Below are 18,285 nucleotides of genomic sequence, written 5' to 3' on the forward strand. Positions count from 1 at the left end.
TCGGGACGGCGGCCGCCGCTGTCGTCAACCGAAGAAGGGTGGCTGTCGGTGTCGTCATCGGGGTCAGCGCCCTGTTCACCGTTCTGGCCCTCGTCCACCCCTGGACCGGCGGCCCCGGCGGACCGCCCGTGCCGCGTGGGGCACCGCCGGGCGCACCGACGTGGCCGTGGCCGCTGCGGTCGTCGGACGCAGGTTCTGCGGGAGTGGGCTGCCGTGGTCACGCCTGTCAGGGGCAGGACCCCTACCGGGAGAGGTGCGACCGCTTCAGCACGGTCGTGCACGCGCTGCGGACCTACGGAACTGTCCTCACCCTCCCAAGGCGGAGGGATGCGGCGACCCCTGGACCTCCGCCCTCACCAAGGTCCAGGGCGTCTACGTCGAGCTGCGCTACAGCGATGCCTGCAAGGCCGCCTGGGCACGCATCAGTTGGGGCGGTGTGGGCGACATCGCACGGGTCGTCGCCGCGAAAGGCGCCACCCGGCAGGACACGGTGCACTATGACACCGATGTCTACAGCCCCATGGTCGCGGCCGACACGCCGTCCGACGCGAAGGCCTGTACCGTCCTCACGTCCGGTGCGCACGGTTGCACCGAACCAGGCGGCACGATACGGCTCACCCCGCCTCCCGAACCTTCCATCTCGCCGGCCTCGCCGGCCTCGCCGGGCCGTTGAGGCCCGGCTCCGCTCGGCTGACGGACGCCCGTCTCCCCGGGACGGCCACCCGGTCAGGGTGAATGCGAGACCGGTCATTCGGCGACGGTGATGGGCTCGTCGTCCCAGGCCAGCGAGGATATCTTCCATCCTGACGGAGTCCGGAGGAACTGAGTGGTCTTGCAGCCCCCGCCCTCGAACCGCTTGCCGTGCCGGTAGCCGGATTTGCGGTATTCGCTGAACCGGTGCGCGATCGATCCGAAGATCTCGGTCCGCTCGGAGGTCTCCCATTCCGAGAACTCGGTCAGCGTCCCGTCGGTGAGCATCTTCTGTCGGGGCTCGATGAACGCGTCGAGGTCGTAGATCACTGGTTCGTCCCCGACGTTCGCGATGATCCTTCCCTGTGGGATGAAGACGTCGCGGATGACGTCGAGGTCGGGGTGGCGGTCGCTGGTGTTGGTGAACGCGCCGATGAACACGCCCATCAGCCGGTCGAGTTCGGCCAGGACAGCGGACCGGGACTCCTCCTCGACGGACGGCCATTCGTCGGAAAGGACCGACCAGACCTCGCTGTCCTGCCGCACACCTTGATGCGGATAGCGCCGGCGCAGCACGCCGTCGCGGGTCATGCCCAACCGGCGTGCGACGTCGGTGCTGCGGGTGTTGCCTGCCGCCGCCCACCATTCGACGCGGCTCATTCCGCGTTCCCGGAAGGCCCAGTCGATCAGGATCCGGCAGGCGCGGGTCACCAGGCCTCGCCCCTCCCCGGCCTGCTCCAGCCAGCAGCCGATCTCGCAGACGCCGGCGGCGCTGTCGAATCGGGTGAACATGACGCCGCCGACCAGGTCGCCGTCCAGCCATATCCCGTAGATCCGGCCGGTGTCCGTGGCCAGGCGGTCGGCGTAGCGCTGCAGGGTGGCCGTGGCCGATTCGAGGTCGGTACTGAACGTCGCCCAGGGGATCCACGGGTCCACCGTGACCCGGGCGCGATCGACATGGGCGAGGAACTCCTGCGCCTGCCAGGGCTCCAGGGGACGGAGCTGGGCATGGGCGCCGAGCGGCAGGATGAACATGGGAGCCCCTTCTCCAGGTGCGTAACAAGCGTTCGGTACGTAAGCTAGCACCATGCCGCCCGCGCCCGGAGACCGTGAAGCCCGTCGCAAAGACGTATCCGAGGCGGTATGGCACGTCCTCGCCGACAAAGGGTTCGGCGGGCTGACCCTGCGTGCCGTCGCCACCGCGATGGGTGTCTCGACCGGGATGCTCATGCACTACTTCCCGACCAAACGGGCCCTGATCACGCACGCCTTGGACCTGCTGGAGCAGCGCACCGCCGACAGGCCCCGCCGCGCGCGTCCCGGCGCGGGCCTCGCCACGGTACGCGCCATGCTCCTGGACATCCTGCCGCTGACGCCGGGAGACATCGCCCGCAACCGCATCTGGGTCAGCTCCTGGGACCTCTCTCTCGCCGACGGCGAGCTGTCCACGCAACAGGCCGACCGCTACACCCGGCTGCGCTCCACGATCCGCCCGCACTTCGAAGCCGCACGTGATCTCGGTGAACTCCCCCCGACCGCCGACCCGGAGCAACTCGCGGCCGCCGCCGTCGCCTTCACGCACGGACTGGTCGTGCAGGCCCTCTTCGACCCCGACCGGTTTCCCGAGGACCTACAGATCACGATGCTCGACGACTTCCTCGCCTCGACCGCGTTGCCCCGATGACAGCCGAGACGGGCGGCGACCCAGGGGTGTCGGCTGTCGGGCAGGGTCGTCTCCTTCCACTGCCGGCCAAGTGAATCCCCCGAATTCGCGCTGATGTCGCCCGTCCAGGCCCGCGGCGGAGGTGGCCGGCGGGCGAGGCCGGTACCAGAACCCGGTTCCTGCGGGCCGTGTGGGGCGGAACGAGGTTCAGGGAGTGTGGGCGGCGAAGGAGTGGCGTACCGCGCAGTACCAGTTGGCGGGGCCGGTCGGGCATCCGGGCTCGTCGACGTCGGCGGAGAGGGCGTACTCCCAGCCTGCCGTACCGGCGAACGCGGGGTACTTGCTGGCCAGGGTGCGCAGGGTCGTCTGGAGGGTCGGCATCGGGACGTAGCCGGCGCAGTCGAGGTCGGAGTTGGTGATGGCGGCGGCGACGACCTTGGATGCGGGGAAGTTGTTCTGGATGATCGCGTCGTAGTCGCTGGTGTCGGCGAGGCTCCCGTTGCTGCAGTAGAACTGGGCGTTGTACCAGTTGATCTTGGTGCCGACGTTGTTCTCCAGGGTTCGGTAGTCGAGTTGCGGCAAGTTGCTGCCGTTGGCGTCGGAGAGGTCCGTGGGCACCGGGGCGAGGGTGATGAGGAAGCTCGGCCCGAAGTCGGCGCGCAGCTGGTTGATCAGCCGTTCCGCGGTGGCCTCGGTGAACGGTTCTTCGACGTCGAGGTCGATGCCGTCCAGCTTGTAGGTCCTCAGCGCGTCGCGGATGGGCGGGTAGTACAGGTCGAAGTTCTGGTCGAGGCGGGCGTAGGTGCCGGGCGCGGCGCCTCCGAGGAGCGCGGTCGCCTTGAGGCCCTTGGCCTGCAGCGCGGCGACGTCGCGCCACATGGGGGCGTACTTCGCGGCGGAGGGGGCGTCGCTGTTGAGGGTCAGGATGGGGTACTGCGCGGGATCGTTGAGGTGGAACGCGGCGACCTCGACCACGTCAGCCTGCCCGGCCAGAGGGGCGGGGGAGACATAGGGCTGGCCGGGGTCTCCCGTTGTGGTGCCGGTCTGGTAAAAGGCGACCACGTGGCGGGTTGCCGACGGGGGAGGGGTCGTCGGCAGGCTGCCCTGCGTGATGGTGTGGCCAGTGCCGACGGTGTTGTTGTTCCCGACGATGAGGTCCCGGCCGGCGATGTTGTTGTGGTCGCCCGTGTTGACGATCAGGGCGGAACCGCTGGGGTGCGGGTCGTCCGCGGCCACCGCGCCGGCGGAGCCGACACCCAGGAGTACGAACGCTGCCAGTCCAGCCGCAGCACGTCGCCCGATCCGCTTCATCACTACCTGACCCTTCTGCGAAGACGTTCTTGATCGGGGAGATTCTGTTCGCAGAGGGGTGCGCAGGATCGGCACGACGCGCGTTGCTCACTTTCATGCAGGAAAACCACCGCCATAAGGCCCTATGAACGGCTCATCACCACACCGTCTCGCAGGCTGCGCTCCTGCCTCCTCCTCATGGTCTCGAGGTACCGGCGGCGGGCTGGACTTCAGCCGGGGAGGGGCCATGAGCGAGCCGGGCAAGGGCAAGGGCAACCTGCTCACGCGGAGGGTGAGCGGTACGCCCGCCTCGCCCTCGGCGATGTTCTTGCGGACCGACTCCAGGTCCAGAGAGGAGGGGCCTTCGGTCTGCTCGGGCGCCAGGACGCAGGCAGCGGCCGGCTCGGCGGCAGCTCGGGGCGCGCTGCCTCGGTCCTCGGCGGCCGCCTGCGAAGCCGCGAATCCGAGTGCTGCGACGCCTGGAGTCGCGCCGCGCCCGCCGGTCACTCGGTGCGCAGCGCTGTGGCCGTGCGGACCTTGGCGGCCCATCCCGCCGGGACCGTCGCGCCCAGCAGGGCGACGAGCACGCCGGCCAGGCCGAGCAGCAGCAGTTGCGGGAGGTCGTACACATCGAGGACCGAGGGCGGCAGGCCGGTGCCCGCGGCTTCTCCCATGACCGGCAGCACGTAGCCGTGCAGCGCGAACCCGGCCGGGACGCCGATCAGCCCGCCGACGACACCGATCCCGGCCACCGAGGCGAGTACGAGCCCCACCGTCTGGCGCGGTGACATGCCGAGCGCCTTGCACACGCCCAGGTCGTGGACGCGCTCGCGGGTGTCGAGGACGACGGAGTTGAGCACTCCGAGGCCCGCCACGGAGACCAGCATCAAGGTGAGCAGCGCGGCCATCGCCTCCAGGAGCACGATCATGTTCTCCCCCTCCGGGGAGGACTCGGCGAAGGCGTCACCGCCCAGTGGCTCGACCGCCTGGCTGAGCTTTTGCGCGTAGTCGGCGGGGGAGATCCCCGGCTCGACCTCGATGTGGAAGACCTCCGGCTGCGCCTTGGCGAAGCTGTCGAGATCCGCGTGGACCCGCATGCCGTCGTCCGACGTGTCGAATGCCTCGCCGACGATCCGCAGGCTCACGGTCTCCTTCTCGAACGTCACCCGCACGGTCTCGCCGATCCTGGTGCCCGTCCGCTCCAGGAAGCGGGTGGGCACCACGACCTGGCCCCGCCCGGAGAGCCAGTGCCCGTGGATCATCTCGTAGCTGCCCGGGCGGGAATCACCCTGGTAGAGCATGGCGCGGACGGTGCCGGAGACCCCGGACACCCTCGCGTCCCCCATCGCCGTGCCGTAGTACGAGGCGGTGCCGGGCTGCGCGGCGATCGCGGCACGCACCTTGTCCGGGTCGGCCGACGACTGCCCCTGGTTCGCCCCCGCGGCGGCGGGCGCGCGCTCGGAGCCGGCCGCGGGCGGCTTCGGCTTCTGCTTCACCGGGCGCGGCCCGGGGCCCGAGTCGGGTCCGCCGCTGATGGCGGTGACATCGGCGCGGTTCTCGGGATCCTGCGCGCCGGCCACGGCGTTGAGGGACTGCGTCAGTCCCACCGCGAACGTCGCGGCCACCGTTCCGAAGGTCACCGCCAGCACCATCGCGAGGGCGCGCACGGGGTGGGCGAAGGGGCTGGCGAGGCCGTATGTCACCGGCCTGGGCAGCGGGAGCCGACCGGCCGCGCGATGCGCCCACTGACCGCGCGCGGTGCGCGGCGCCCTGCCGACGGCGATCGCCTCGACTGTACGCAGCCTCCCGGCCCGCAACGCGGGCACCAGCGCCGCGATCCCGACCACGAGCAGCGCACAGGCGGGCACCACGACATCCACCCACCAGGCCACCGAGAGCGAGACCGTTCCGTACACGGACTCGGTGTCGGCCAGCAGCGGCACGGCCAGCAGGTTGCCGAGGACGACCCCCAGCGCGATGCCGGCCGCGGCGGGGATCAACGCCTGGGCCACGTAGGCCCGTACGACCTCGCCCGGGGTGAATCCGATGGCCTTGAGGATGCCGATCCGGCGCAGGCTCGTGCCGACCGCGCCGCTGATCACGCTGCCGACGATGATCACCGACATGACGATGCCGAGCACGCCGAAGGCGAACAGGAAGGGGATCGTCGCCGCCGCACCCTGATCGGCGGCGCGCTTGGTGTCCAGCCACGACTGGGCACCGACCAGCGCCCCCTTGGGCAGGGCGGCGGTGAGCTTCTCGCGGTCGTCCGCGATCTGGGCCTTCGTCCCCGCGGAGTCGAAGCGGTAGAGCATCTGACTGGTGAGGCCCTTGTCCCCGGTCGCCAGGGACCTGACCTGGGCGGGGGTCGCCCAGACCTCGGCGCTGCCGCCGGCCGACAGCGCGAAACCGACGACGGTCAGCGACCGCGCGCCTGCTGCGTCGGAACTCCTCAGTGTCGAACCGAGTTTGAGGAACTGGCCGGAGAACTCGGCGGACAACACGATCTCGCCGGGCTTGCGGGCCCACCGGCCCGACTTCAGGTCCAGTTCGTCCACGTTCTTTCCCGGGCCGGGCCGTCCGACCAGCGTCAGCGCGGGAAGATGTCCACCGTCCGGGCCCACCGGTCTGATCGTCGTGGACGGGAACGGCCCCGCGCTCGCCGTGACCCCCTCCAGGCGGCGGGTGCTCGCCAGCTGTGCCGCGCTCACCCGGTCCGGGTCGAACTCCGCGGTGAGATGCGCCCCGTGCTGCCGCGCGAAGGCATGGTCGAAGGGAGCGTTCGTGGCGACCATCAGGGATCCGGCGACCACGGCCGAGGCCACCGCCATCATCGTGGCCACGGCGATCACCAGCGTCTGGACGCGTCGTCTGCCGACCCCTGAACGCACGACCCGCCCCAGGGCGCCGCTGCCGAACCGGCTCATCGGACGGCCTCCGCGTGCGTGTCGACCGCGACGCGGCCGTCGACGAGATGGATCGTGCGCCGCGCGCACGCGCGGGCCAGCTCCAGGTCGTGCGTGACGAGGACGACGGTCTGGCCGCCACGGTGCAGGTCGACGAGCAGCTCACGCACTTCCTGCCCCGAGGCGGTGTCCAGCGCGCCCGTCGGTTCGTCGGCGAGCAGCAGAGCGGGCCGGTTCACCAACGCCCGTGCCACCGCGACCCGTTGGCGTTCGCCGCCGGACAGCCGTCCCGGGTAGGCGCGGGCGTGCTTCTGGATGCCCAGCACCTCCATCAGCTCCCCGGCACGGGATGCCGCCGCCCGCCGGGCGGTCCCGGTCAGCTGGGCGGGAAGCCGGATGTTGTCGGCCACGGTGAGGTCGTCGAGCAGATTGAAGAACTGGAAGACCATGCCGATCCGTTCGCGGCGGAACCGGGCCAGCGCGTGCTCGCTCAGCCGGTCGATGCGCTGCCCGGCCACGGTCACCGCGCCCTCGGTCGGCCGGTCCAGTCCGGCGACGAGGTTGAGCAGCGTGGACTTGCCGCTGCCCGACGGACCCGTCACGGCGAGGGCCTCACCCTCGGCCACCGTGAGGTCGACCGGCCCGAGCGCCGCGGCGTCGGCGCCGCCGTACCGCTTGGCCACGCCCTCCAGTTCGATCACGTGAGTCATGGATGGGTCCGTCCTTCGTGGTCGGGAAGTCGATGCCCGATGCGGGCTCGGTGAACGTACGGGCGGACGCCGCAGCGGCGCGTCGGCCGTGGCACCGACATGCGGCCCTTCCCGCGGAGGACCCGGCCGGGGGGTCATCCTCGAGGAGTACTCCTGGCGGACAGGTGCGCCGGTCGCGCAGGTGGACGCGGAGGCATGCCGTGGGGCCACACAATGTGCGGATGGAGCAGGAGGATCCGTACGGGCGGCCGCGCGACGCGTCGTGGGCGGGCACTTGGCGAGAGCGGGCCGGCGACGTGCTGCGGCCGGGCACGTGGTGGGCACACGTCCGCGGCGCGATGCGGGCGGAGGGGGAGCCCGCCCCGCTGTCGCGGCGGGCGGTGCGCGTGGACGTGGTGCTGGCGGTCGTGCTGACCGTCGTCGCGCTGATCGTCGCCGCGCGCTATCCAGGTGACGGGCCGGTGCGCATCAGCTCCAAGGCCGTCACCGAGAACCGCGGCCTGATCCCGTCCCCGCCGGCCGTCCCGTCCGTACCGGCCATTCCCCGTCCAGGAGCCGTGCACGAACCGGAGCGCTCCGCGCCGTGGGTCCTGGTCGTGCTGTCGGCGCTGCCGCTCGTGGCCCGGCGCAGGTATCCGCTGCTCGCGTTCGGGGTGGTCGCCGCCGCCGCACTGGCCATCGGCGACGGCGTCTCCTGGATCAACGTACTGACCTGCAGCATCGGCGCGTACGGAGCCGTCGCGCACAGCCGCTACCGGACACGGGCGATGGCCGCGCTGATCGTCGCCGCCGTGCTGGCGGGTGTCGCCTTCCGGGATTCGGACCCCATACTCCCCGGCTGGTCCAGCCCCGCCGTCGTGCTCCTGGTCGTCGGGGTGCTGGCCAGTCTCGTCCGGTTCGGGCGCCTGCGCCTGGAGGCCAGCCGCAAGCGTTTCACGGACCTGCAACAGGCCCAGGAGAAGGCCATGCGCCGGGCCGTCGAGGAGGAGCGCGCCCGGATAGCCGCCGAACTCCACGACGTCGTCACCCACAATGTGAGCGTGATGGTCATTCAGGCGGGCGCGGCGCGCAAGGTGATGGACGCGGCCCCGGAGCGGTCCAAGCAGGCACTGCTGGCGGTGGAGGCCGGAGGCCGGGCCGCCATGGCCGAACTCCGCCATGTGATGGGCCTGCTCGCGAGCCCGGACACGGGCGCCGACACCCCCACGGACGGCCTGGAACCACAACCCGGCCTCGGACAACTCGACGCCCTCGCCGAAAGAGTACGGGCCGCCGGGACACCGGTGGACCTGACGGTGTCGCTGCCTGCCGGACCGCTGCCACCCGGAGTGGAACTCACGGCCTACCGCGTCGTCCAGGAGGCACTCACCAACACGATCAAGCACGCGGCGGGCGCCGGCGCGACCGTGGCGATCGGCTTCGCCGGCTCCTGGCTGGAGATCGAGGTCACCGACACCGGAGCCGTCCGGGACTCGCCACCCGTGGACGGCAACGGCCGCGGACTGATCGGGCTGCGCGAACGGCTCACGCTCTACGGCGGCGAGCTCACCGCCGGACCGACGCTCACCGGCGGTTACCGGGTCACGGCCCGAATCCCCTGGGAGGCGGTGTGAACGCGCCCGCCCTGCGCGCCGTCATCGCGGACGACCAGGCCCTGGTCCGTACGGGCTTCGGCATGATCCTCGCCGCCGACGGCATCGAGGTGACGGCCGAGGCCGCGGACGGCGCCGAGGCGGTCGACGCCGTCCGGCGCACGCGGCCCGACGTCGTCCTCATGGACATCCGGATGCCGCGGATGGACGGCATCGAGGCGACCCGACGCATTCTCGGCAGCGGCCCCGACGGATCCGAAGGCACCCAGGTCATCATCCTCACCACCTACGACCTCGACCACTACGTGTACGCGGCGCTCACCGCCGGAGCGAGTGGCTTCCTGCTCAAGGACGTCACCCCTGAACACCTGGTGGCCGCCGTGCGCCTCGTGCGCTCCGGCGACGCCCTGCTCGCACCCACGATCACCCGCAGGCTGATCGAGCGCTTCGCCCACCGCCAGGAGTCCCCGCGGGTCGGCATCCACTCCGATCTGTCCGGGCTGACCCCGCGCGAACTGGAAGTGCTGCGTCTGCTGGCCACCGGCCTCAGCAACGCCGAACTCGCGGACCGCCTCTGCCTCAGCCCGACCACGGTCAAGACACACGTCGGCCGCATCCTGTCGAAGCTCGATCTGAGGGACCGGGTCCAGGCCGTCGTACTCGCCTACGAGAGCGGCCTGATCTCCCCACAAGGCCCGCTCGGCACGGGCTGACGGCCCGGCGGCGGCCGGGTCGCGCAGCTGACGTGGCGTCGACGTGCACTCTCATACGAGTTGCTGCGGCCGGAGCACCCTCTGCAGGTGGCGGATGTTCGCACGCCAGGGGCCGCCGTCGGACTCGGCCCAGAGCTCCATCAGTTCGGACGGCTCGGTCATGACGCGGTGCAGGGCCCGGAAGGCGAGATCGCGCAGGCCAGTGAGGTCAGGAAGGGGCTCATCCGGCCCATACACGGGATCGGCGGGCTCACCGCCGGGACATTGCGCCGCGACGAGGGCTGCTGCGGCCACGGCCACATCTGAGTCGGGCGCTTCGAGGTAGTCCGTAGTGTCGATCACCCGTGTGAAAGCGCCGCGTACGATGCCCTCGCGCTGGCCCGCGACTGCCTCGTCGAGGTCGCCGCAGAAGTCCGCTGCGGTGTCGTTGTCGAAGGGGCCCACGTCCCAAGTGCCCATAGTTCCTCCCGATCATGGTGCCGACCGAGGAATCCTGACAGAGGCCACTGACAGCGGCCGTACGGTCCAGACCGGAGTGAAGCGTCCGGCACCGCATCTTCCTGCACTGCCGGTTGTGTGCAGCCATGCCCTCCAGCTCTGTCCGCGATGAACACCCAACCCAGCGGTGAACACCAGAAACGTCGAACTAGAATCCGCCGAACCGACTCCGGCCGACTTGGCCGCGCATCTCTGGGAAGGACACATGGTCTGGTCATGGAAGCGGCGCGGGCAGACGGCGATGCTGCCCAAGCTCCCTCAGCCCGGTGTGTGCAGGCAAGGGCGGCACACCCTCCGCACCGAGCACCTGATGTTCTACAGCCCGCAGACCATGCTCGACCATGCTGCTGCCTGGGCGATCTGCTCGGATTTCGAGGCTCAGCGATGGCTTGGATGGGGTACCGAGCACATCATCGTCAACGAGGAAGCTCGCGAGGCCCTGTGCGAGGTGTGTCCGGGCGACACCGACACGTCATTCCCGTCCGGGCTCCCGCGTCGCTTGATGACCGACCCCTTCGAACCTCCCGCCGGGCCGTTCGAGCGGCTCATAGGCGTACGCCTTGACGACGGCAGATACGCGGCAGACCTGCTGCTGTCCACAGACACCGGGGAGATCGGCGGCGTACTCGCCCGCCATGCCCGCGGTCTGGGGCTGGGCGCCGAACTGTTCGGCGCGGCCGCGCTGTTCGCGCACACTCACTTCGGGTTCCAGACCGTCAAGGCACGCCACGAAGTGACGAACGTGGCGTCGGCCCGAACCCTGGAGAGAGCCGGCTTCGTGGCGAGTGACGGCCCACCTCGCTTCACCCTGCCGAACGGTCGAGAGATCAGCATCCGCTGGATGACACACAGGGCCGTGGACGGTGCCTCCAACTGCCGTGTGGAATCGTAGGAGCGCGCTTAGTTCGTGCTCGTCCACCACATCTCCCGATCGATCAGCTCCCGCAGCATTCGCGTGATGCGGGGCGAGTCGAGCGCGTGCCTTCCGGCATCGGGAGTGACTCGGCCCGGCCGAGCGCGCGACGGCGTCACACGTGTCGGCAGGCCTTCGCTTTGAACTCCGCCAGGGACACGGTCACTGGAGTTTCGTCGCCGTTGTCCGAGATCTTGTCGTAGCGGACCTTCCCCGGAGTGAGCCGGTCCCGGTCGGCCAGGGTGAAGGTGACGTTGCCCGACGACCACGAGTTGTCCTTGGTCCAGCCATAGAGCGCGTACGTGGTCCTGGTGGCGAGCGGGCGCAGAGATCTGGTCGCGGTCCAGCCGGCGGCAGGAGCCTCGAGGGTCCAAGTGGTGAGACCGGCCCGGAGGGGGTGGTCGGCGGTCCATGAGCCGACCGTCACCGTCTTGTCGGCGTCGGCATCGTCCACGTAGAGGGCCGCGCCGTCGATCTGATGTCCGCAGACCATCATGACTCCGAGCAGATGGCCGTCGTCGGTCACCGAGATGCCGGCCACGGCATCGACGGGAACCGTGCACCCCGAGGTCGCGGCCAGGGCCACGCCGACGGCGAGGACGGCGACGACGCGCCGGTACACCGGCCGTGAAGTGATCGACCCCATGTCCATCCCCCTGCACGGAGGCGCGTGTGAGCCCCCTGTCCCCGAATGGTAGGGAGCGATCGACGGCGGACCATAGCCTCGCTACCGACCCGTTGCGCACTCGTTGTTGTCTCCTTTCGCTCCACCGCGCCGCGGACGGCGCGCGGTGTTCGCGGTCCGGTAGGCCTACGGGTGTCCTGGTCCACCCGCAGGTGACGCACGGGCGGCCGGGATCGGTCGAGCGGCTGGTACCGACCGACGAGCCGCTGACGTGCACGACACAGGCGCCTCCGCGCCACCGCTGAACGTACGGGGCGGCGCCGGGTCCGGACGGGGCTCGACGCTGCCTGGCGGGACCCCGGAAGCCTGTGTGGCAGTGGGCGTCGATGCCTGGCGTTCAAGTCCCAGGGCGCATCAGAGACGTCGGGTGGACGGGGGCCCGTCGTCTCTCGGCTCACCGGGCAACGGATGGGTCGTGATGCCTGCGAGGGCGGCGACGGTCAGTCGTACCGCGCGATCCGTGACCGCGGCGTAGTCGTCTCCTGCTTCCAGCGCTGTGGTGGCGGCGTTGACGAATCCCTGCAGCAGCCGGGCGGTGCGCAGGGGGGTGTCGTCGCCGAGGTCGCGCAGGGCGTCCACGAGCGGGTCGAGCAGGGCGCGGTGCGCCGCGTCGGCGCCTGCTCGCAGGGCTGCGGCGTCCTGGGTGTCGGCGGTGGCACGGGCGATGCGGTGCTCGCCGTCGCGCACCATCTCCAGCTGCACCGTGACATAGGCGGCGACGCGTCTTTCGGGGGTGTCGCCGGCGGCGGCGAGGGCGGCCTGGATGCGCTCGGTCCAGCGTGGCGCGGCCTGCCGCACCACCTCGGTCAGCAGCTCGCTGCGGTTGGCGAAGTACTTGTAGACGCTGTTGCGGGCCAGCCCGGTACGGCGGGCGACCGCCGCGAACGTCACTTCGGCCGCATCGCCCTCGGCAAGGAGCTCGTATGCCGCGTCGAGAAGGGTGGCGCGCTGCTGGGCGCGGTGATCGGCGACTGAGGCGGCCTTGATCTTGGGCACCCGGTCAGTCTAGAACCCACCCCACTTAGGGACGCTGCGTCGCCATCATCTATTTTTGGGGACGCCTTGTCCCTATCTTTGGAGAGTGCCCGTGTACCTCGCCCTGCTGGAACTCAAAGCGGCCAGAGGCCGCTTTCTGCTGATGGGGAGCGTCGTCGTCCTCGTCGCCGCGCTCGTCGGGATCGTCTCCGGTTTCACCACCGGCCTCGGTGACGACACCGTCTCCGCTCTGCGCGGACTGCACGCCACCCACGTCGCCTTCGCCGAAGGCACCAAGTCGGACCAGTTCGCGCGCGGCCTGATCGACCAGCGCACCGCCACCGGCTGGACGAAGGAGAAGGACATCGAGGCCACGCCTCTCGGCGTTGCCATCACCCGCGGAACCACCGACCGCGATGTCGAGGTCGACCTCGCCGCCCTCGGTGTGGCCCCCGGAGCCTTCACCGACCCCGGCGCCGAGGACGGCCACCGCCTGGACACGGCCACGCCCCAGGGCGTCGTCGTCTCCCGCCAGCTCGTGAACGACGGCGTACGCATCGGCGACAGTCTGACCATCGACCGGCTCGGCATCGACCTCAAGGTCATCGGCACCACGGGCCGGTCCTCCTACGGCCACGTGCCGGTCGCCTACATGACCACCGACACCTGGCGCCAGGTCCGCTTCACCACCCCCGGCGCACACGCCACGTCCGCAGACCTCCCCGCCCAGTACAGCGCGATGGCTCTCAAGGCCCATGCCGATCTCGGTGACAAGGCGCTCGCCGAGGCCGACCGCCGCCACGGCACCGCGACCGTCCCGCTCGAAGACGCCTTCGCCGCCGCGCCCGGTTACAAGGGAGAGCGCCTGACCATGACCTCCATCCAGTCGTTCCTTTTCCTCATCGCCCCGCTCGTCGTCGGCGCCTTCTTCGCCATCTGGACCGTCCAGCGCACACCGGAACTCGCCCTGCTCCGCGCCATGGGCGCATCCCGGCGCCGCCTCCTCGGCCACACCCTCGCCCAGGCCGCCGTGGTCGTCGCCGCCGGCACTGCCGTCGGAGCCGCACTCGCCGCCGCCGTCGGCCTCCTCGTCGGTGAGCAGGTGCCCTTCAGCCTGCCCGCTTCCACCCTCACCACGACCATGGCCGCCGTGGTCCTGGTCGGCCTCGCAGGGGCCGCCCTCACCCTGCGGCGTGTCACCACCGTCGATCCGATGACCATGCTGGGAGCCGCACGATGACCCTCCACCTGAAAGACATCACCGTCACCCTCGGCCGCGGCGAATCCCGCACCAGCGCCCTCGAAGGTCTGACCGCCTCCTTCGAGCAGGGCGCCCTCACCGCCCTCGTCGGTCCCTCCGGCTCCGGCAAGTCCACCCTTCTGGCCGTCGCCGGCGCGCTGCTCCGCCCGGACCGGGGACAGGCGCTCCTCAACGACACCGACCTGGCCGCCCTCACGGACCGGGAACGCGCCCACGCCCGCCGCACCCGCATCGGCTACATGTTCCAGAGCGGAAACCTGCTGTCCGGTCTCACCACCGAGGAACAGCTCCTCGCCGCCGCCTCCCTGGCCGGACACAAACCCCGCACCCTGCGCAGTCAGGCCCGCGAACTGCTCGCCGAGGTCGGACTCGACCATCGGCTTGGCCACCGCCCCGACCAGCTCTCCGGCGGCGAACGCCAACGCGTGGCCCTGGCACGCGCCCTGCTCACCCGGCCCGAACTCCTCCTCGTCGACGAACCGACCGCCGCCGTCGACCGCACCCGCGCCGACGACCTCATCCTGCTCATCGCCCGCACCACACACGAACGGGGCTGCGTCACCGTCGTCGCCACCCATGACCCGGTCGTCGTCGAGGCTGCCGACACCACCATGGACATGCTGGACCACGCCCGCGCAGCCACTGCCTGAACGGCAGGGCCCCTGCGCGAACCACCCGGTACGGCTGCGCGCCACGGTTCCCGTGATGAGCGGGCACCGCGGCGGCGAGGTCACTTGGAGTCGGGCTCCTCGTAAGGGATTCGCCTGAGGTGGATGACCTCGCCCAGGGTGCCCCACTCGTCGCCGCCGAGCTTCGTGAGCGGGCGCAGTAGGTTGCTGCTGGGGCGGTCGTCGGCGAGGTAGTCCTTATCCGCCGCGGCATGGACCACGCGTCCGAAGACGAGGGTGGAGTTGCCCATCCGCAAGGTGGTGTGCGAGCGGCACTCCAGGACCACATGAGATGCGGCCACCCTGGGTGGCCGCACGCACCTGCTGGCTTCGCGCTGGATGCCGGCGGTGTCGAATTCGCTGACTGACCGGGGAAAGTCGATGGCGGTGGCGTTGATCAGGTCCAGTAGCGGCTCGGACGAGAAATTGACGACGAACTCCCCGGTGTCCTCCACATTGCGCAGGGAGTCCTTACGCCCGATCGAGGTGAACTGGACGATCGGGGGGTCGGTGCTGGCGATACTGAAGAAGGAGTGCGGGGCGAGGTTCTCAGTGCTTCCGTCCGAGGTGATCGTGGAGACCCAGGCGATGGGGCGAGGAACGACGACGGACGTCAGAAACCTGTAGAAGACTGCCCTGTCCATGGCCTCAGGGTCGTATTCGACGCGCATGCGGATCAGTATCGAACCGGTCATGCTGTGCTTGGTCCGCGACGCGGCGGGCCCGGACTCTTCGCGAATCCCACCACCCGCCTCGCGGACGCCCAGACGGGCTACGGCCGGACGGCGAGCCGGCTTGGACCTGACGAAACGCCAGCCGAGTGACCGGGGTCTCGCAGGCGTGGGGTCCACTGGGTGCACCGAGGGTAATGATCAGCCCTCTGATCCAGGGTTTTTGCGCTGGTTGGCATTGAAGCGCGCTTTCTTCTGACGGTTCCCGCATGTGTTCATGTCACACCATTTGCGGGTGCGGCTCTGACTGGTGTCGAAGAAGGCGGCTTGGCAGGTCGGTGATGCGCACAAGGCCAATTTTCCGTCTCGTTCGCCTGCGAGGATGCTGATGGCGTCGGCGGCGATCACGCCGAGGGCATCTTCCACGCAGGAAGCCGAGCCGAGACGCCATTGCCGCTTGCCCTCGGGCGTCAGGATCGCTGAGGCTCGCCCCTTTGCGCTGCAGTCATTGATGACGTGGACAGCGGATGCGGGGAGAGCGTCCTGGATCGCGGCCGCTGTCGCGGCGGCGTGAATCGACTCCCTCAGTTCCCGGGCGAGGTCGAGCTGGGCAGTGGTGCAGGAGTCCACGGTGAGGCCGTTCACTGCCAGCCAGTCGACGAGTCGCTGCGGCGTGGGAATGCGCTCCACGGCCTCGCCATGACGCTCCGACAGAGTCCCCGTGAAGCTGGTCGCCAGCACGGCACCGAGGCGGAAGTCAGGGAATCCAGCACGCATGGAACCACCTTAGCCGGTTGCGGCGTGGCTCGGAGAACTGCTAGAACCGTCTTAGCCGGTTCGCGACAGGTCGCAGCCGGTGACACGACGGTCAGGAGGTCTCATGCCCCGTCCAACCAGCGACGTACAAGCATTTGAAGCCCACGCAACTGACGCTGACCTCGACGATCTGCGCGCGCGACTGGCCGCGGCGCGACTACCGGAGACTGAGACGGTCCATCGCCCCGCGCCCGACCCTCGGCGATGGGAGCAGGGCGTTCCTCTCGCCGACCTCGTCGATGTCGTGAACTACTGGCGCACCGGGTACGACTGGCGGTCGTTCGAAGCGCGCCTCAATCGGATCGGCCAGTACCGCACCACCATCGATGATCTGGGAATCCACTTCCTGCACCGCCGATCCGCGCGCGCAGATGCCACTCCTCTGATCTTGACGCACGGCTGGCCGGGCAGCATTGCCGAGTTCGTCGATGTGGTGGACGAGTTGGCAGATCCGAAGGACGCAAGCGCGCCGGCGTTCCACGTCGTGGCCCCGTCTCTTCCAGGCTTTGGTTACAGCGACAAGCCGGCCACCACCGGGTGGGGAACCGAGAAGATCGCGGCCGCATGGGTGGAGCTGATGGGACGGCTCGGCTACAGCACGTTCGTGGCCCACGGTGGCGACTGGGGAGGCAATATCACCACGGTTCTCGCCGGCCGGTTCCCGGCGCATGTTCTCGGCATCCACACCTTGTTCGCGGAGGCGCCGCCCGGGTTGACAACGGACGGGCTGACAGCGGTCGAGCGCAAGTGGGCCGAAGAGACGCACGATTTCTGGCGCCACCGCGCGGCGTACGCGAAGCAGCAGGCCACCCGGCCGCAGACCATCGGCTACTCGCTCGTCGACTCACCGGTCGGGCTTCTCGCCTGGATCCTCGACAAGTTCGCCGAGTGGTCGGACACCGAGGACAGCCCCTTCGAGACGATGTCCAGAGACAGGATTCTTGACGACGTCACCCTGTACTGGCTGACGCGGTCCGGCGCATCCGCGGCCCGTATCTACTACGAAAGCCACAACTCGCTGGACCCGGAACTTCGGGTCGACGTTCCGTCGGCAATCAGCATGTACCCCCGCGACATCGAGAAGTGTCCGCGTCCCTGGGCACAGGAGCGGTACCGGCAGATCGTCCGATGGAAGTCGCCCGAACGCGGGGGACATTTCCCGTCGCTGGAGGTTCCCGAGTATTTCGTCAAAGATCTGCAAGAGGGCCTCGCGGCCGTGCTGGCTGCTCATCGGTGAACGCGGCCGGGTGCCGGTACTTGACCACCGTCTGATCCGGCTCAAGGCGTTGCCCGACGGCTTCCAGACCGAGTTCATCGAGACCGGAGCCCGTTTTGTCGTCCGGCGCCGCAAGCCAATGCCCGCAGCCGGCGGCACGGTCTACGGGACGAGTTTCAGCAGCGTGTTCGGCGAACCCGACCCCACACCACCGAGGACTTCACTGGTCGCGCCGTCGACCAGCGCGCTGCCCACGGTCGCGGGGGAGGCACCCGGGTGGGCCGTCAGGCAGAGGGCGGCAGCCCGGGAGACGTGCGGGGCGGCGAACGAGGTGCCGTTGCCCGTGTACGTGGCCGAGTCCGAGGTGTTCCAGGCCGCCGTGATGCCGGAGCCGGGGCGAAGAGGTCCACCCGGGAGCCATAGTTGGAGTGGCTCGCCCGTGCGTTCATCACCCCCGGCGGGAAGCTCACCATGCGCTGCCCGGTCGTGCTCGCCCTGCACAGGAGTCCGAACCGCAAGGTGCAGAGCGTGCGCCTGTCCACGCTTCGACCATCGGATCCTTCCGGAGCAGTCCCCCCACTGGGCCTGGCGTCGCTAGAGTTCCCACGACGCGTGGGTGAACGGGGGTGGCGTCATGGGGGACAGGACGATGCCGGTCGTGCTCGTACTCGACACGGACGACGGCGACGACGAGTACGCCGAGGAGCAACTCCAGCATTTGATGGCAGAGTTGAGCGAGCTCGACCTCGACGGCATCGACCGGGTGACGCAAGGCCCGCCTCCGCCGGGCAGCCGCTCCACGGAAGTCGTGCAGCTGGGCGCACTCCTCATTGGCCTGGGCGGCAGCGGCGCGCTGCTCCCGGTGCTCGCCGCCGTTGTCCAGGACTGGCTGAACCGGCGCCGCTCGGGCAGCGTCCGCCTGAAAATCGGTGAGGACGAGATCGAGCTGACCGGGGCGAGTGACGAGGTGCAGCACCGCGCCCTGGAAGAGTTCCTGCGCCGCCACGGGGAGTGACCC

At 69.9% G+C, this 18,285-nt stretch carries 18 protein-coding genes and 1 pseudogene; 9 read left to right on the top strand and 10 right to left on the bottom strand.

All coding sequences use genetic code 11. The features are described from left to right. Positions 1-253 precede the first annotated feature (253 nt). On the top strand, positions 254-673 hold the full coding sequence (locus tag ACSYGO_RS44085) for a DUF2690 domain-containing protein (RefSeq protein WP_460390173.1): 420 nt from the start codon (positions 254-256) through the stop codon (positions 671-673). A gap of 74 nt (positions 674-747) precedes the next feature. Here ACSYGO_RS44085 and ACSYGO_RS44090 read toward each other — a convergent pair whose 3' ends face one another. Further along, positions 748-1,725 carry a GNAT family N-acetyltransferase gene (locus ACSYGO_RS44090; protein WP_460390174.1) on the bottom strand — a complete coding sequence of 326 codons (978 nt, stop codon included), beginning with the start codon at positions 1,723-1,725 and terminating at the stop codon, positions 748-750. 52 nt (positions 1,726-1,777) lie between these two features. Here ACSYGO_RS44090 and ACSYGO_RS44095 point away from each other — a divergent pair, with 52 nt between their 5' ends. After that, positions 1,778-2,374, top strand: coding sequence for a TetR/AcrR family transcriptional regulator (locus tag ACSYGO_RS44095; protein ID WP_432172724.1), 597 nt, complete (start codon positions 1,778-1,780; stop codon positions 2,372-2,374). Positions 2,375-2,560: 186 nt separating this feature from the next. Here the strand turns inward: ACSYGO_RS44095 and ACSYGO_RS44100 are convergent, their stop codons facing one another. The 3 genes from ACSYGO_RS44100 to ACSYGO_RS44110 form a co-directional block, all read right to left on the bottom strand. Beyond that, positions 2,561-3,664, bottom strand: coding sequence for a glycoside hydrolase family 18 protein (locus tag ACSYGO_RS44100; RefSeq protein WP_460390175.1), 1,104 nt, complete (start codon positions 3,662-3,664; stop codon positions 2,561-2,563). Positions 3,665-4,146: 482 nt separating this feature from the next. Then, the gene (locus ACSYGO_RS44105) at positions 4,147-6,570 is read right to left on the bottom strand and encodes an ABC transporter permease (protein WP_460390176.1); all 2,424 of its coding nucleotides are present in this window, start codon (positions 6,568-6,570) and stop codon (positions 4,147-4,149) included. Then, positions 6,567-7,259, bottom strand: a complete 693-nt coding sequence (locus ACSYGO_RS44110; protein WP_460390177.1) for an ABC transporter ATP-binding protein — start codon at positions 7,257-7,259, stop codon at positions 6,567-6,569. Before ACSYGO_RS44110 ends, ACSYGO_RS44105 begins: the two co-directional genes overlap by 4 nt. 221 nt (positions 7,260-7,480) lie before the next feature. Here ACSYGO_RS44110 and ACSYGO_RS44115 point away from each other — a divergent pair, with 221 nt between their 5' ends. Then, complete coding sequence (locus tag ACSYGO_RS44115) at positions 7,481-8,872, top strand: sensor histidine kinase (RefSeq protein WP_460390178.1); 1,392 nt, start codon at positions 7,481-7,483, stop codon at positions 8,870-8,872. After that, entirely contained in the window at positions 8,857-9,564 is a 708-nt protein-coding gene (locus ACSYGO_RS44120) for a response regulator (RefSeq protein ID WP_460390430.1), read from the top strand. Before ACSYGO_RS44115 ends, ACSYGO_RS44120 begins: the two co-directional genes overlap by 16 nt. Before the next feature lie 51 nt (positions 9,565-9,615). Here ACSYGO_RS44120 and ACSYGO_RS44125 read toward each other — a convergent pair whose 3' ends face one another. Further along, entirely contained in the window at positions 9,616-10,023 is a 408-nt protein-coding gene (locus tag ACSYGO_RS44125) for a DUF4259 domain-containing protein (RefSeq protein WP_460390179.1), read from the bottom strand. Positions 10,024-10,372: 349 nt separating this feature from the next. Here ACSYGO_RS44125 and ACSYGO_RS44130 point away from each other — a divergent pair, with 349 nt between their 5' ends. Beyond that, positions 10,373-10,954 (top strand): GNAT family N-acetyltransferase, encoded by a 582-nt coding sequence (locus tag ACSYGO_RS44130; protein WP_460390180.1) that lies wholly within the window; start codon positions 10,373-10,375, stop codon positions 10,952-10,954. Between the two features lie 136 nt (positions 10,955-11,090). Here the strand turns inward: ACSYGO_RS44130 and ACSYGO_RS44135 are convergent, their stop codons facing one another. Both ACSYGO_RS44135 and ACSYGO_RS44140 read right to left on the bottom strand, forming a co-directional pair. Beyond that, positions 11,091-11,621: a hypothetical protein gene (locus ACSYGO_RS44135; RefSeq protein WP_460390181.1), complete on the bottom strand. Its 531-nt coding sequence runs from the start codon at positions 11,619-11,621 to the stop codon at positions 11,091-11,093. 393 nt (positions 11,622-12,014) lie between these two features. Then, positions 12,015-12,656, bottom strand: a complete 642-nt coding sequence (locus tag ACSYGO_RS44140) for a TetR/AcrR family transcriptional regulator (RefSeq protein ID WP_460390182.1) — start codon at positions 12,654-12,656, stop codon at positions 12,015-12,017. Positions 12,657-12,747: 91 nt separating this feature from the next. Between ACSYGO_RS44140 and ACSYGO_RS44145 the strand changes: the two genes are divergently transcribed. Both ACSYGO_RS44145 and ACSYGO_RS44150 read left to right on the top strand, forming a co-directional pair. Further along, positions 12,748-13,875, top strand: coding sequence for an ABC transporter permease (locus ACSYGO_RS44145; protein WP_426675382.1), 1,128 nt, complete (start codon positions 12,748-12,750; stop codon positions 13,873-13,875). Continuing rightward, positions 13,872-14,546 carry an ABC transporter ATP-binding protein gene (locus tag ACSYGO_RS44150; protein ID WP_426674975.1) on the top strand — a complete coding sequence of 225 codons (675 nt, stop codon included), beginning with the start codon at positions 13,872-13,874 and terminating at the stop codon, positions 14,544-14,546. Before ACSYGO_RS44145 ends, ACSYGO_RS44150 begins: the two co-directional genes overlap by 4 nt. Before the next feature lie 80 nt (positions 14,547-14,626). On the opposite strand, the gene ACSYGO_RS44155 is transcribed toward ACSYGO_RS44150, so the two are convergent. Together ACSYGO_RS44155 and ACSYGO_RS44160 are read right to left on the bottom strand one after the other, a co-directional pair. Then, entirely contained in the window at positions 14,627-15,235 is a 609-nt protein-coding gene (locus tag ACSYGO_RS44155; protein ID WP_460390431.1) for a flavin reductase family protein, read from the bottom strand. Between the two features lie 201 nt (positions 15,236-15,436). Continuing rightward, positions 15,437-16,012 (bottom strand): CGNR zinc finger domain-containing protein, encoded by a 576-nt coding sequence (locus tag ACSYGO_RS44160; RefSeq protein ID WP_460390183.1) that lies wholly within the window; start codon positions 16,010-16,012, stop codon positions 15,437-15,439. 103 nt (positions 16,013-16,115) lie between these two features. Between ACSYGO_RS44160 and ACSYGO_RS44165 the strand changes: the two genes are divergently transcribed. After that, complete coding sequence (locus tag ACSYGO_RS44165) at positions 16,116-17,288, top strand: epoxide hydrolase family protein (protein ID WP_460390184.1); 1,173 nt, start codon at positions 16,116-16,118, stop codon at positions 17,286-17,288. Between the two features lie 141 nt (positions 17,289-17,429). On the opposite strand, the pseudogene ACSYGO_RS44170 reads toward ACSYGO_RS44165, so the two are convergent. Beyond that, a pseudogene (locus ACSYGO_RS44170) lies at positions 17,430-17,713 on the bottom strand (S8 family serine peptidase); the annotation flags it as partial. Between the two features lie 188 nt (positions 17,714-17,901). Between ACSYGO_RS44170 and ACSYGO_RS44175 the strand changes: the two are divergent. Beyond that, entirely contained in the window at positions 17,902-18,282 is a 381-nt protein-coding gene (locus ACSYGO_RS44175; protein WP_426674972.1) for an effector-associated constant component EACC1, read from the top strand. Positions 18,283-18,285: the final 3 nt, after the last annotated feature.

The sequence above is a fragment of the Streptomyces krungchingensis genome, assembly GCF_054729265.1.

Coding starts and splice junctions, on each gene's coding strand:
- ACSYGO_RS44155 (WP_460390431.1), bottom strand. CDS start 15,235: ATGCGCGTCGAATACGACCCTGAGGCCATGGACAGGGCAGTCTTCTAC.
- ACSYGO_RS44115 (WP_460390178.1), top strand. CDS start 7,481: ATGGAGCAGGAGGATCCGTACGGGCGGCCGCGCGACGCGTCGTGGGCG.
- ACSYGO_RS44165 (WP_460390184.1), top strand. CDS start 16,116: ATGCCCCGTCCAACCAGCGACGTACAAGCATTTGAAGCCCACGCAACT.
- ACSYGO_RS44160 (WP_460390183.1), bottom strand. CDS start 16,012: ATGCGTGCTGGATTCCCTGACTTCCGCCTCGGTGCCGTGCTGGCGACC.
- ACSYGO_RS44100 (WP_460390175.1), bottom strand. CDS start 3,664: ATGAAGCGGATCGGGCGACGTGCTGCGGCTGGACTGGCAGCGTTCGTA.
- ACSYGO_RS44090 (WP_460390174.1), bottom strand. CDS start 1,725: ATGTTCATCCTGCCGCTCGGCGCCCATGCCCAGCTCCGTCCCCTGGAG.
- ACSYGO_RS44175 (WP_426674972.1), top strand. CDS start 17,902: ATGGGGGACAGGACGATGCCGGTCGTGCTCGTACTCGACACGGACGAC.
- ACSYGO_RS44135 (WP_460390181.1), bottom strand. CDS start 11,621: ATGGGGTCGATCACTTCACGGCCGGTGTACCGGCGCGTCGTCGCCGTC.
- ACSYGO_RS44110 (WP_460390177.1), bottom strand. CDS start 7,259: ATGACTCACGTGATCGAACTGGAGGGCGTGGCCAAGCGGTACGGCGGC.
- ACSYGO_RS44105 (WP_460390176.1), bottom strand. CDS start 6,570: ATGAGCCGGTTCGGCAGCGGCGCCCTGGGGCGGGTCGTGCGTTCAGGG.
- ACSYGO_RS44095 (WP_432172724.1), top strand. CDS start 1,778: ATGCCGCCCGCGCCCGGAGACCGTGAAGCCCGTCGCAAAGACGTATCC.
- ACSYGO_RS44150 (WP_426674975.1), top strand. CDS start 13,872: ATGACCCTCCACCTGAAAGACATCACCGTCACCCTCGGCCGCGGCGAA.
- ACSYGO_RS44130 (WP_460390180.1), top strand. CDS start 10,373: ATGTTCTACAGCCCGCAGACCATGCTCGACCATGCTGCTGCCTGGGCG.
- ACSYGO_RS44125 (WP_460390179.1), bottom strand. CDS start 10,023: ATGGGCACTTGGGACGTGGGCCCCTTCGACAACGACACCGCAGCGGAC.